We start from the raw sequence: 12,978 nt of genomic DNA, 5'->3' as shown, positions 1-12,978 counted from the left end.
CCGTCCTCCGCGCCAGCGGCCTCATATCTGTCGGCCAGCCTAGCGGAGTGAAAGTCCCGCTGACGCGAGACGCTCGCCAAACACGCGCCACCTCCGCGTCTCCGCGTCTCCGCGTGAACCAACCTTCTTCCTTCCTATGATCATTCTCGGACTAGACCCCGGCCTCGGCACCACGGGCTGGGGTGTCATCCGCGCCGACGGCAACCGGCTGAGCCATATCGCCAACGGCCAGATCAAGACCGATCCGTCGATGGCGCTCCCCCGCCGCCTGACCGCGCTGTACAACGCACTGATCGACGTGATCCGCGCCGAACGCCCGGACGGCGCGGCGGTCGAGGAAGTGCTCGGCAACACAAACGCGCAGTCGACGCTGAAACTGGGGCAAGCGCGCGGCGTCGTGCTGCTCGCCGCCGCCGGGGCGGGGCTGCATATCGGCGAATACCATCCGTCGACCGTCAAGAAGGGCGTCGTCGGCACCGGTGGTGCGGACAAGAAGCAGATTCAGGCGATGATGGCGGTGCTCCTGCCCGGCGCGAAGCTGGCTGGGCCGGATGCGGCCGACGCGCTGGCGGTGGCTATCACGCACGCGCATCATGTCGCGAGTGCCGCGGCGCTGTCGCGACGAACGGGAGTAGGCGCATGATCGCGCATCTGAAGGGACGTTTGGACTCGACCGGTATCGACCATGCGGTGATCGACGTCGGCGGAGTCGGCTATCTGGTCGGCGCATCGGCGCGCACGCTGTCGGCGCTCGGGCCGATCGGCGAGGCGTGCACGGTGTTTACCGAATTGCTGGTCGGCGAGGATTTCCAGCGGCTGGTCGGCTTTTCCAGCGCGGACGAGCGCGACTGGTTCCGCTTGCTGACGGGGGTTCAGGGCGTCGGCGCTCGGGTGGCTTTGGCGATCCTGTCAGCACTGGAGCCGGTCGACCTGAGCCGCGCGATCGCGAGTGGCGACAAGGCGATGGTCGCGCGGGCGAATGGCGTCGGGCCCAAGCTTGCCCAGCGGATCGTCATGGAACTGAAGGACAAGGTCGGCGGCATCGCGCTCGGGCTTGGACCGGCGGTGGTCAATGCGGCGCCTGGGGCTTCGGCGGATGCGGTGTCGGCGTTGCTGAACCTTGGGTTCCGGCCGAACGAGGCGAGTTTGGCGGTGGCGGCGGCCGACGAGGAGCTGGGGCCGGGGGCTTCGCTCGATGCGCTCGTGCGCCTGGCGTTGCGCAAGGCGTCAAAGTCCTAGGGTTGGGGCCGCTCCCGGTTCATACCCTTCAGCCTAAGTACGTGCGGCCCATTCTCCCCATCTTCCGTTCGTGCTGAGCGAAGTCGAAGCACCTGCACTTGGGCACACCCTTCGACTTGGCTCAGGGCGAACGGAGAAAGGGGCTGCCCCCGTTCCAGGTTGCACCCGTTTCAGAGCGGCGTAAGCAACGCTTTCCCGGCAAAATGCGCGTCGAGATTGGCGACGACCAGCGCCGCCATCTCCGCCCGCCCATCGACGGTCGCGCTGCCCTGATGCGGTGACAGGACGACCTGATCCATCGTCTTGAGCGAATCGGGTACGGTCGGTTCGTCGGCGAACACGTCGAGACCCGCTCCGGCGATCGTCCCGGCCTGAAGCGCCGCCACAAGCGCTGGCTCGTCGACCAGGCTTCCGCGAGCGATGTTGACCAGGATGCCGTCCTCGCCGAGCGCCATCAGGACAGCGGCATCGACGACATGGTGCGTATCCTCGCCACCGGGCGCGGCGATGATCAACACGTCGCATGCCGTCGCGAGCGAGGCGATATCGGCATGGAACACGCCCTCGAACGCGGGCTTGGCCGACCGGGCAGTATAATGGAGATCGTCCGCGAAGGGCCGTGCGCGCTTGGCGATGGCCTTGCCGATCTGACCAAGGCCGAAAATGCCGATCCGCCGACCGCTCGCCCGGCGCGCAAGATCGACCTTCCACTCGCCATCCCGCACGGCTCGGTCGTTAGCCGCGATTCCCCGCTGCACCGCGAGCATCAGCCCGATGGCGAGGTCCGCGACGTCGTCGGTCAGGACGTCGGGCGTGGTCGTCACCGCGATGCCACGCGCCTTGGTCGCAGCGAGGTCGACCCCGTCATGACCGACGCCGTGAATCGCGATGATCTCCAGCGCGGACAGGCGATCGAGCAGCGCGGTATCGACCTCGCTCGTGCCGCCACCGACGATCGCTCGGGTCGTTACCGGTGGGTCCTTGCGGTGCAATGTGAAGCGCTGGGCCAGCGCGTGCTCCAGCGCGGCGGAGACTCCCGCCAACAGATACAGGTCGGGAAGTGTGGTTTCGTTGGTCATCGCGGGCCTATAGCCGCCTTGCCCCCTCCACCGCGAGCGGGCTATCGCGGACGGGTGACCGATACAGACCGCATCCTGACTGCCGCCAAGCGTCCCGAAGACGTCGACGCCGCGCTGCGCCCAAAGAGCCTCGACGAATTCGTCGGGCAGAAGGCCGCGCGCGAGAATTTGCGCATCTTCATCCAGGCGGCGAAGTCGCGCGGCGATGCGCTGGATCACGTGCTGTTCTTCGGACCGCCGGGGCTCGGCAAGACGACGCTCGCGCAGATCGTCGCGCGCGAGATGGGGGTGGGGTTCCGCGCCACCTCGGGGCCGGTGATCGCCAAGTCGGGCGATCTCGCCGCGCTGCTGACCAATCTCGAGGATGGCGACGTGCTGTTCATCGACGAGATCCACCGGTTGCAGCCCGCGGTCGAGGAAGTGCTGTACCCGGCGATGGAGGACCGTGCGCTCGATCTGATGATCGGCGAGGGACCGTCCGCTCGCAGCGTCCGCATCGATTTGCCGCGCTTCACGCTGATCGGTGCGACGACGCGGCAAGGGTTGCTGACGACGCCGCTGCGCGATCGCTTCGGGATTCCGGTACGGCTGCAATTCTACACGGTCGAGGAACTGGAGCGGGTGGTCACGCGCGCCGCGGGCCTGCTCGGGTTGGGGATTGCCAAGGATGGTGCGATGGAGATCGCGCGTCGTGCGCGGGGGACGCCGCGGATCGCCGGGCGACTGCTGCGACGGGTGCGCGATTTCGCCAATGTCGCGGGGCATGAGACGGTCGACGCGCGGGCGGCGGATGCGGCGCTCAACCGGCTGGAGGTCGATTCGCTCGGGCTCGATGCGATGGACCGGCGATACCTGATGATGATCGCCGACATCTATCGCGGCGGTCCGGTCGGGGTGGAGACGCTGGCGGCGGGATTGAGCGAACCCCGCGACACGATCGAAGAGGTGATCGAGCCGTACCTGATCCAGCTCGGCCTGATCGCGCGCACCGCTCGCGGCCGGTTCCTGAACGCAGGCGGCTGGAAACACCTGGGTCTGAACCCACCGGCCGGAAGCCAGGACGGCTTGTTCGACGCGTAACGCCTTCGTCACCCCGGACGTGTTCCGGGGTCCACAGCGCCGCGAACTCACTACTGTCGAGTCTGCGGAACCATGGATGCCGGAACAAGCCCGGCATGACGGCAGAGGTTGTAAGAATCCACACCCAGAGATCGATCGAACTTCGCCCCGGCACTGCTTTTGTTGCGTGGCACCCAAGCGCTTCATCTGATAGCCAACGCGAATGCCCCTTTCGGCCGCCGCCTCCGCCCGCGAAATCCTCACCAGCCTTCACGACGTGATGGCATCGCGCACGTCTGCGCAAGCCAAGCTGAACGCCGTCGTCGGCATCATCGCCACCGCGATCGACAGCGAAGTCTGCTCGATCTACCTGCTGCGCGAAGGCGTGCTCGAACTGTTCGCCACCCGCGGGCTCGATCAGGCCGCCGTCCACGTCACCAAGCTCGCGCTCGGCGAAGGTCTGGTCGGCACGATCGCCGAGGACGTCGAGGTGCTCAACCTCGACGAGGCCGCCAGCCATCCCGATTTCGCCTACAAGCCCGAGACCGGCGAGGATCGTTTCCACAGCTTTGCCGGCGTGCCGATCATCCGCCGCGAGCGTTCCGTGGGCGTCCTGGCCGTCCAGCACACCGATCGTCGCAAATACGCGGACGTCGAGATCGAGGCGTTGCAGACGGTGGCGATGGTGCTCTCCGAACTGATCGCCAATGCCGGGCTGATCGACACCACCGGCGGCGGCGCGGATCGGCCGCAGTCGACCGCAGCGATGCGCATCCCCGGCCAGAAGCTGGTCGACGGCATGGGCGCGGGCTTCGCGGTCTATCACCAGCCGCGCATCCATATCGAGCACACCGTCGCCGAGGACACCGACGCCGAGCGCCACCGCGTCTATGCGGCGTTCGACAAGATGCGCGAAGGCATCGACCGGATGACGCGCGAGGCCGAATTCGGCGTCGGCGGCGAGCATGTCGAAGTGCTCCAGACCTACAAGATGTTCGCCTATGACGAGGGCTGGGCACGGCGCATCAACGAGGCGATCGACTCCGGCCTGACTGCCGAGGCGGCGATCGAGCGCGTGCAGCAACGTACTCGGCAGCGCATGCGCCAGATCGACGATCCGCTGCTCGCCGACCGGATGCACGATCTGGAGGACCTGTCGAACCGGCTACTGCGGATCGTCTCGGGCCAGATGGGTACCGCCGCGCAGATGGGTCTTCGCCAGGACACGATCCTGATCGCGCGCAACCTCGGCCCCGCCGAATTGCTCGAATACGACAAGCGGCGTCTCAAAGGCGTGATCCTGGAAGAAGGCTCGCTGACCGCGCACGTCACGATCGTCGCGCGCGCGATGGGCGTACCCGTGCTCGGCCGTGTCCGCGACATCCGCCGGCTGGTGGCGGAGGGCGACATGCTGTTGCTCGACAGCGCCGAGAGCAACGTCTTCGCACGGCCCTCTGCGGCGATGGAGGAAGCGTTCGAGGCGCGCCTCGCGATGCGCCAGAAGCGCAAGGCGGCGTTCGCTGCCCTGCGCGACGTGCCGCCGATCACCAAGGACGGCCACCGCCTGACCCTCATGGTCAACGCAGGCCTCCGCGACGACGTCGCAGCACTCGACGTGACCGGCGCGGATGGCATCGGCCTGTTCCGCACCGAGTTCCAGTTCCTCGTCTCCGCCACGCTACCGCAGCGCGAGCGCCAGCAGAGGCTCTACCGCGAAGTGCTCGACGCGGCGGGCGATCGCCCGGTGATCTTCCGCACCGTCGATATCGGTGGCGACAAGGCGCTGCCGTATCTCAACAAGGAAGATTCCGACGAGGAGAACCCGGCGATGGGCTGGCGCGCACTGCGCCTCGGCCTGGAGCGCGACGGGTTGATGAAGGTGCAGGCCCGCGCACTTCTGGAAGCCGCCGCCGGTCGCACGCTCAACGTCATGTTCCCGATGGTCAGCGAGCCGTGGGAGTTCGACGAGGCGCGCGCGCTGTTCGAGGCGCAACGCCATTGGCTGGAAGGCAGGGGCCGCAAACTGCCGCTCGCGATCCGCTACGGCGCGATGCTCGAAGTGCCGGCGCTCGCCGAGATGCTCGACGTGCTGTTGCCGCGAATCGAGTTCCTGTCGATCGGCACCAACGACCTCACGCAATTCCTGTTCGCCGCCGATCGCGCCAACCCCAAGCTTGCCGAGCGCTATGACTGGCTCAGCCCGTCGATCCTCCGCTTCATCGCGCGGCTGGTGTCACCGACTCGGGCGGCGAAGGTCGATCTCGCGGTGTGCGGCGAGATGGGCGGACGGCCGCTGGAGGCGATGGCGCTGATCGGGCTCGGGATCGAGCGGCTGTCGATTACTCCCGCGGCCGTCGGCCCGATCAAAGCAATGACGCGTTCGCTCGATCGCGCCGCGCTCATCGAATACATGACAGCATTGCTGGCGGATCCTCCCCGCGACATGCGCGGCGCGCTCACCGCCTGGGCGACCGAAAACGGCGTCGAAATCGTCTGACCGTCCGAAAGCGGGGGTTCTGGGCAGCGTGCGCGTTGACACGGCTAGGGCCCTCTGAAAGACGGGGGACATAACGGGCAACGCGACGCAGCCCGGCTTCGGAGATAAGAATGGACGAGGTCGAAACCGGCCAGAACGCTGCGCCCGCTGTACCAGAGCGCGCCGGCGACATTCTTCGAAACGCGCGCGAGGCGCAGGGCCTGAGCGTGGCGGACATCGCCGCGCGCACCCGCGTGCCGTTGCGCCATCTCGAAGCGATCGAGCAGTCCGATTATTCGGCGCTGCCTTCCTCCACCTATGCAGTCGGTTTCACGCGCGCTTATGCCCGCGCGGTCGGCTTGGACGAGGTCCGGATCGCGCAGCTCGTCCGCGAGGACGTTGCCAAGCTCGGACGCAAGACGCCCGAATACGAACCGTACGAGATGACCGATCCGTCGCGCGTGCCGTCGCGCGGCCTCGCGATCGTCGCACTGGGTCTGGCGATCGCGGTGCTGGTGCTGGTCGGCCTGTGGTATGGCACAGACATGTTCCGCGGTTCCTCGTCGTCGTCGGTCGCCGTGCCGGTCGCGGAGACGACCGTACCTGCAGCACAGACCGCCCAACCGGTGCCCGCGCCGGCGACGCCCGCCAACGGGCAGGTCACGCTGACCGCGTCGGACGAGGTGTGGATGCGGGTCTACGATGCCGACAACAAGACGCTCTACCTCGGCACGATGAAGCCGGGCGACAAGTTCGACGTGCCCAAGGATGCGAAGGATCCGATGATTAACATCGGCCGCGCGGACAAGCTGGCGGTGACGTTGAATGGCGCCGCGGTGCCGCCGCTCGGAACCGGCGAGCGCGCGATCAAGGACGTTCGTGTCGGTGCGCCTGCGATCGCGGCGCGTCTCGCCGGTACACCCGAGCCGCAGGCGACGCCAACCACGCAGTCGTCGTCGCCGACCGCGACCCGCTCGTCCGAGCGATCGCGTGCCAGTCGTCCGCGCACGCCGCGCCGACCGCTGACCGAAACGCAGCGCGCCAATATCGAAGCCGCGGCCAATCCGCCGCCTGCCGCTACGGCATCGCCGACGCCGTAAACGCGGTGCCGTTGCAAAAGCGCAATGCCTTAAGGCTGGCGACAGGATGGATGTTGCAGCTATAGCCGGACGATTAACCAATCCACCGGGGGGTGTGACCCATGCGTAAGTCAATTCTGATCGGCGTCTGCCTCGCGGCCCTCTTGCCCGTAGCGGTTTCCAGCGGCGCCCAGGCGCAGAATGTCGAAGGCCGCGTCGGCAAGCTCGAAAGCGAAATGCGCGCGGTCCAGCGCAAGGTCTTTCCGGGTGGTGCCGGACAGATGCTCCAACCCGAAGTGCGCGCGCCGCAGGCCGAGCAGGGCCCGGGGCCTGGCTCGCCCGCGACCAGCGCGCTCGCCGACGTTAACCAGCGCGTGACGTCGCTCGAACAGCAGATGACTTCGCTCACCGAGCAGATCGAGCAGAACCAGAACCGCACGCGCCAGTTGCAGGATGCGTTCGACAATTACCGGCGTTCGAACGACGCGCGGATCAAGACGATCGAGACCGGCCCCGCGCCGATCGCCGCGACTGGCGGTCCGATCGAACCCGACGACCCCTCGAACGGCGGCCCCTCGCGCCCGACGACGCGCCCCGAGACGGCGTCCAAGCCGGGTACGCCTGCACCAACGAAGGTCTCGGTGGAGAAGCCCTCGACCGGCGATCCGGCGGAGGACGAGTATATGTATGGCTACCGCCTGTGGGCGGCCAAGCAATACCCGCAGGCCGAGGCGCAGCTGAAGAAGGTCGTCGCCGAGTATCCCAAGAGCAAGCGCGCCAGCTATGCGCAAAATTTGCTCGGCCGATCGTATCTCGACGAGGGCAAGCCGAGCCTCGCGTCGATGGCGTTCTACGACAATTACAAGAAGATGCCCGAGGGTGAACGCGCGCCGGACAGTTTGCTGTATCTGGGGCAGGCGTTGACCAAGCTCAACAAGCCAGCGGATGCGTGCAAGGTATATGACGAGCTGAACGACGTCTACGGCGCCAAGATGGCGTCCGCGATGAAGGGGCAGGTTGCCGCCGGGCGCTCCGCGGCGAAGTGCAAGTAAGCGATATCTTGATGGTTGAGCGTGACCGCCTGTTCGTGTCTGCACCTCGCGAACCGGCCCCACCCCGACGGAGACCGGGGCCCAGTTGGAAAGGTCGCAGTAACGGATCGCAGCACTTGATCAGCAACGTTTCCCAACTGGACCCCGGCCTACGCCGGGGTGGTGGACTTTTTACGATGATGACGCGCACCGCATGACCGAAGAAGGACGCCGCTTCGCCGCCGACTTCGCGCGGCTCGCCAGCGACATCACCAACCCGCTGTTCGCCGTCTCCGGCGGCCCGGACAGCATGGCGATGCTCACGCTCGCGCACGAGGCCCTGCCCCCCGGTTTCACGGTCGCCAGCATCGACCACCGCCTCCGCCCTGAAGCGGTGGAGGAATCCGCCATGGTTGCCGCGCATTGCGCCACGCTCGGCATCCCGCACGCGACGCTAGCGCCAACCGAACCGATCACCGGCGCCAGCGTCCAGGCTCAAGCCCGCACCACGCGCTACGCCCTGCTTACCGATCACGCCCGCGCGATCGGGGGAGGGGCGCTCGTCACCGGCCACCACGCCGATGACCAGGCCGAGACCTTCCTCATGCGCGCCGCGCGCGGCTCCGGCCTCGCGGGACTCGCCGGCGTCCGCGCGCGCACCGAAGTCCACGGCGTCATCGTCGTCCGCCCTTTGCTCGACTGGCGCCGCGCCGAACTCCGCGCGATCGTCCGCCGTGCCGAAGTGCCGTTCTTCGACGATCCCTCGAACCATGACGACCGCCACGATCGCACGCGTTTCCGCCGGTTGCTCGGCGAGAACGAATGGCTCGGCACCCCCAACCTCGCGCGCGCCGCCGCTGCGCTCGCCGAGACCGATACCGACGTCCGCGCGATGGTCGAATGGATCTGGGCCGAACGCGCCAAGGTCGGCGGCGGCGAAGTTAAGCTTGCGGTCGAGAACCTCCCCCGCGAAATCCTCCGCCGCCTCGCCCGCCGCGCGATTGGCATGGTCCGCACCGACGCCGGCATCGTCGCGCCCGAATGGACCGAGGCCGCCAACATCGAAAGCCTGCTCGACTCGCTGATGGCCGGCAAGCGCACCACGCAGGCCGGGATTATCGCGAGCGTACGCGGCGACGTCTGGCGCTTCCGCGAGGCACCCCCGCGTCGCGCCCCCGCCTGACCCACGTACCCATCCGTTCACACTGATCAACGCAAGTCGCGCGTTGTTCCATTGCCATTAACCTGCGCGCGCTTATCTTGTGCGGTGAAAGGTATCGTGCACCCATGAGCGACAACGACAACCGCGGTCAGAAGCCCCAGGGCTCCGGAAACGGCGGCCCCGAGAATGGCGGCGGCAATCCTTGGATGAAAAGCCTGCTGATCTGGGTCGGCATCCTGCTCGCGCTGGCGCTGTTCGTGACCATGTTCGACGGCCGCACGGCTGCGTCGGGCGGTAACACGATTGCGTATTCGGCGTTCCTCGACAAGGTCGACGAGGGCACCGTCAAGGACGTCAACATCTCGCGCGATATCATCTCGGGGACACTGTCCTCGGGCGAGAAGTTCAAGTCGTATCCCATCCCGGACTCGACGCTCGTGCCGAAGCTGCGCGAGAAGGGCGTATCGATCAGCGCGAAGCCCGAAGAGGGTCCGTCCATGCTGGCGCTCCTCCTGTATCAGTCGCTGCCATTCCTGCTGTTCCTCGGCATCGCGTTCTTCGTCCTGAAGCAGATGCAGAAGAATTCGGGCTCCGGCGCGATGGGCTTCGGGAAAAGCCGTGCGAAGATGCTGACACAGAAGGAGGGTAAGGTCACCTTCCAGGACGTCGCCGGCATCGACGAAGCGCGCGAAGAGCTGGAAGAAATCGTCGAATTCCTGAAGGACCCGACCAAGTTCGCACGCCTCGGCGGCAAGATCCCCAAGGGCGCGCTGTTGGTCGGCTCGCCTGGGACCGGCAAGACGCTGCTCGCCCGCGCGATCGCGGGTGAGGCTGGCGTGCCGTTCTTCACCATCTCGGGCTCCGACTTCGTCGAGATGTTCGTCGGCGTCGGCGCGAGCCGTGTCCGCGACATGTTCGAGCAGGCGAAGAAGTCCGCACCGTGCATCGTCTTCATCGACGAGATCGACGCGGTCGGTCGTCATCGTGGCGCCGGTCTCGGCAATGGCAATGACGAGCGCGAGCAGACGCTGAACCAGCTGCTGGTCGAGATGGATGGCTTCGAGGCGAACGAAGGCATCATCATCATCGCCGCGACCAACCGTCCCGACGTGCTCGACCCCGCGCTGCTGCGTCCGGGCCGTTTCGATCGCCAGGTCACCGTGCCGCGGCCGGACATCGAGGGTCGCATCAAGATCCTCGAAGTGCACATGAAGAAGGTGCCGCTCGCACCCGACGTCGATGCGCGCGTAATCGCTCGCGGTACGCCCGGCTTCTCGGGTGCGGATCTTGCCAACCTCGTTAACGAAGCGGCGCTGCACGCGGCGCGCAAGGGCAAGCGTCTGGTGGCGATGGCCGAGTTCGAGGAGGCCAAGGACAAGGTCATGATGGGCGCGGAGCGTCGCAGCATGGTCATGACCGACGACGAGAAGCGGATGACCGCGTATCACGAGGCCGGTCATGCGGTCGTCGCGATGCACGAGGCCGCGTCGGATCCGATCCACAAGGCGACGATCATTCCGCGCGGTCGTGCGCTGGGCATGGTCATGCGTCTGCCCGAGCGGGACTCGTACAGCTATCACCGCGACAAGATGTACGCGAACCTCGCTGTGTCGATGGGCGGCCGCGTCGCCGAGGAAGTGATCTTCGGCTACGACAAGGTCTCGTCGGGCGCATCGGGCGACATCCAGTACGCCACGGGTCTGGCGCGCGACATGGTCACGCGCTGGGGGATGTCCGACAAGGTTGGTCCGCTCGAGTACGGCGAGCCCGAGGGCGAGTCGTTCCTGGGTTACTCGTCGAGCCGTCCGTCGCGCATGTCGAACCAGACCGCGCAGTTGATCGACGACGAGATCAAGCGGATCGTCGAAGGTGGTCTCGACCGCGCCAAGCAAGTGCTGAGCGATCATGTCGATCAGCTCCACACCGTAGCCGGCGCACTGCTCGAGTTCGAGACGCTGACCGGTGACGAGATCAAGAAGCTGATCGCCGGCGAGGATCTCGATCGGCCGGATCCGGGTGCGAAGGCGTCGACCGTCCCGCGTGCGGGCACGTCGATCCCCAAGACGCGGCGTCCGTCCGGTCCGTTTGGAACACCGACTCCGTTGGGGGCGTGATCTGGTTCACCCGGCAGTCACCTAAGTAACTCCATGGGCGGTCTTTTCTCGGAAAGTCCGCCCATGTCGTATTCGCGTTCCAAGGCTGTAGTCGCAGCGCTACTGATGGTCGGCGCGGCAATGCCGGCAAGCGCGGCAATGACCGTCGGCACCTTCCTGGCCCGCGCCAACGCGCTGCGCGACCAGGGCCCGATGGCGCTGATGTCCCCCGACCTCCCCGCCCTGAAGGCCGAAGCCAAGGCCGCAACCAATCAGCTGAAGGCAGAACGCGCCGCTCGCGCTGCCGCCGGCAAACCACCGATCGCCTGCGTTCCGGAAGGTGAGTCGGTCGGGATCATGGACATGCTCGATGGCCTCAACGAACTCCCCGCCAGCTACCAGAAACGCCCCCTCAAGGACGGCTACGCCCGCGTCCTGGCGAATCTGTACCCCTGCCGTTGAGGATATTCGGAGTCTTTGGGAAGTTAAGGAAGGAGGGGGTGTCCTCTTTTCCGGTTCGTCCTGAGCGAAGTCGAAGGACATACCCCGCGCGAAGGTGCTTCGAATTCGCTCAGCACGAACGGGAGTTGGCAGAACCCGCCGGATAGCGCTCAATCCGTCAGCCCGTGCAGCAGCAACAGCACGATAAACGCCAGCAATACCGTGAACGCGAACGTCAGCAACGCGACCGTCCGCCAGGCCGCCGACCGCTTCCGCAGCGAATACGCCCCGCGTAGTTGGGCGAACATATGGATCGGCGGAACCGCGACGGCGGCGAGCCTCAGCGTCGAATCCGGCATGCCAACGACGTGGCCGATGATCAGTACGATCGTCAGCAGCATCATGAACGCCAGCGAATACGTCACGAAGATCGCGTGATCGTATAGCCGGTGCTTGCGCCGCCAGAGGAACAGTAGCGCGACGAACGGCACCGATAGCGGTATCAGGCCCCAGCTATATTTATACGCGCTGGTCTGCAGCTTGTAGATCATCAACCCTGGATTGCCATTGGCCTTGGCGATGCCGTGGTCGAGCCGTTCCCATCCGGTCTTGAAGTCGCCCAGGTCAACGATCGGCCCGTGGTTCACGTCTCCCTTGATGGCCTGAGCGGCGGCAATCGCCTTGAGCGTGGTGCGGAGCGAGGCCGCATGCTCGTCGAGATCGGCCACCGACGCGCCTGTGTAGCGCGGGCCCGCTTTCGCCGCGACCGCGCGTTGCGCTTCGACCCGTGTGAGAGCGGCGCGCGTCTTGGCGGCCTCGCGGAGATAGTCGGCGGTCTGGCCCGGACGTTCGTCGTTGACGAACGTGTCGGTCAGCTCGCCACCGACCGCACCGATCGTCGCGAACATCAGGAAGACGGTGAACAGGAACAGCGCCAGCGGCGACACGAACCGTGCCCGTTCGCCGTTGACGTAACGCCGGGTGAGCGTGCCGGGATGCAGCATCAGCAACGGCAACGTCCGCCAGATCTTGCCTTCGAAGTGGAATACCCCGTGCGCGATCTCATGTCCGATCCCGCCGAGCGAGCGATGGACGTGCGCCGACTGCCCGCAGGCGTGACAATGCTCGCCCAGCAGCCGCGTCCCGCAATTCAGACAGAGCGCATCGTCCGGGCCGTGACCGGCATGGGCGCGATGGGCGTCCCCCGCTTTCGGTTCGAACGCGCGCCCGATTAGGGCCCCCGTGGCGATGTCCGCCGCTGCTCCGATATCTCCGGTCATGAGTCCCCCTTGTAATATCGCGAGCGTAACGAGTTCGCG

The 12,978-nt window shown here is 66.5% G+C and carries 11 protein-coding genes; 9 read left to right on the top strand and 2 right to left on the bottom strand.

Features of this window, described 5'->3' with window-relative positions; genetic code table 11:
• Positions 1 to 136: 136 nt before the first annotated feature.
• Positions 137 to 643 carry a crossover junction endodeoxyribonuclease RuvC gene (gene ruvC, locus AC3D24_RS10400; RefSeq protein WP_489030391.1) on the top strand — a complete coding sequence of 169 codons (507 nt, stop codon included), beginning with the start codon at positions 137 to 139 and terminating at the stop codon, positions 641 to 643.
• The gene (ruvA, locus tag AC3D24_RS10395; RefSeq protein ID WP_489030389.1) at positions 640 to 1,239 is read left to right on the top strand and encodes a Holliday junction branch migration protein RuvA; all 600 of its coding nucleotides are present in this window, start codon (positions 640 to 642) and stop codon (positions 1,237 to 1,239) included. Before ruvC ends, ruvA begins: the two co-directional genes overlap by 4 nt.
• A 170-nt stretch (positions 1,240 to 1,409) precedes the next feature.
• On the opposite strand, the gene AC3D24_RS10390 is transcribed toward ruvA, so the two are convergent.
• A complete protein-coding gene (locus tag AC3D24_RS10390) occupies positions 1,410 to 2,318 on the bottom strand; it encodes a 2-hydroxyacid dehydrogenase (protein WP_489030387.1) in 909 nt (302 codons plus the stop codon).
• Between the two features lie 54 nt (positions 2,319 to 2,372).
• Between AC3D24_RS10390 and ruvB the strand changes: the two genes are divergently transcribed.
• The 7 genes from ruvB to AC3D24_RS10355 all read left to right on the top strand — a co-directional run bounded on the left by ruvB (position 2,373) and on the right by AC3D24_RS10355 (position 11,680).
• Positions 2,373 to 3,398, top strand: coding sequence for a Holliday junction branch migration DNA helicase RuvB (gene ruvB, locus AC3D24_RS10385; RefSeq protein WP_132736034.1), 1,026 nt, complete (start codon positions 2,373 to 2,375; stop codon positions 3,396 to 3,398).
• Between the two features lie 202 nt (positions 3,399 to 3,600).
• The gene (gene ptsP / locus AC3D24_RS10380) at positions 3,601 to 5,874 is read left to right on the top strand and encodes a phosphoenolpyruvate--protein phosphotransferase (protein WP_489030384.1); all 2,274 of its coding nucleotides are present in this window, start codon (positions 3,601 to 3,603) and stop codon (positions 5,872 to 5,874) included.
• A 110-nt stretch (positions 5,875 to 5,984) separates the two neighbouring features.
• Positions 5,985 to 6,953 carry a helix-turn-helix domain-containing protein gene (locus tag AC3D24_RS10375; protein ID WP_489030382.1) on the top strand — a complete coding sequence of 323 codons (969 nt, stop codon included), beginning with the start codon at positions 5,985 to 5,987 and terminating at the stop codon, positions 6,951 to 6,953.
• Between the two features lie 101 nt (positions 6,954 to 7,054).
• Complete coding sequence (locus AC3D24_RS10370) at positions 7,055 to 7,984, top strand: tetratricopeptide repeat protein (RefSeq protein WP_489030380.1); 930 nt, start codon at positions 7,055 to 7,057, stop codon at positions 7,982 to 7,984.
• 193 nt (positions 7,985 to 8,177) lie between these two features.
• Complete coding sequence (gene tilS / locus AC3D24_RS10365; protein ID WP_489030378.1) at positions 8,178 to 9,146, top strand: tRNA lysidine(34) synthetase TilS; 969 nt, start codon at positions 8,178 to 8,180, stop codon at positions 9,144 to 9,146.
• A 185-nt stretch (positions 9,147 to 9,331) separates the two neighbouring features.
• On the top strand, positions 9,332 to 11,239 hold the full coding sequence (ftsH, locus tag AC3D24_RS10360; RefSeq protein WP_243644099.1) for an ATP-dependent zinc metalloprotease FtsH: 1,908 nt from the start codon (positions 9,332 to 9,334) through the stop codon (positions 11,237 to 11,239).
• A 63-nt stretch (positions 11,240 to 11,302) separates the two neighbouring features.
• The gene (locus tag AC3D24_RS10355) at positions 11,303 to 11,680 is read left to right on the top strand and encodes a hypothetical protein (protein WP_235518258.1); all 378 of its coding nucleotides are present in this window, start codon (positions 11,303 to 11,305) and stop codon (positions 11,678 to 11,680) included.
• A 149-nt stretch (positions 11,681 to 11,829) separates the two neighbouring features.
• Here the strand turns inward: AC3D24_RS10355 and AC3D24_RS10350 are convergent, their stop codons facing one another.
• A complete protein-coding gene (locus AC3D24_RS10350) occupies positions 11,830 to 12,939 on the bottom strand; it encodes a DUF3667 domain-containing protein (protein WP_489030377.1) in 1,110 nt (369 codons plus the stop codon).
• Between the last annotated feature and the right edge of the window lie 39 nt (positions 12,940 to 12,978).

The organism is Sphingomonas sp. SL1004 (assembly GCF_057815015.1).
This window is presented reverse-complemented; position numbering and strand designations above follow the sequence as displayed.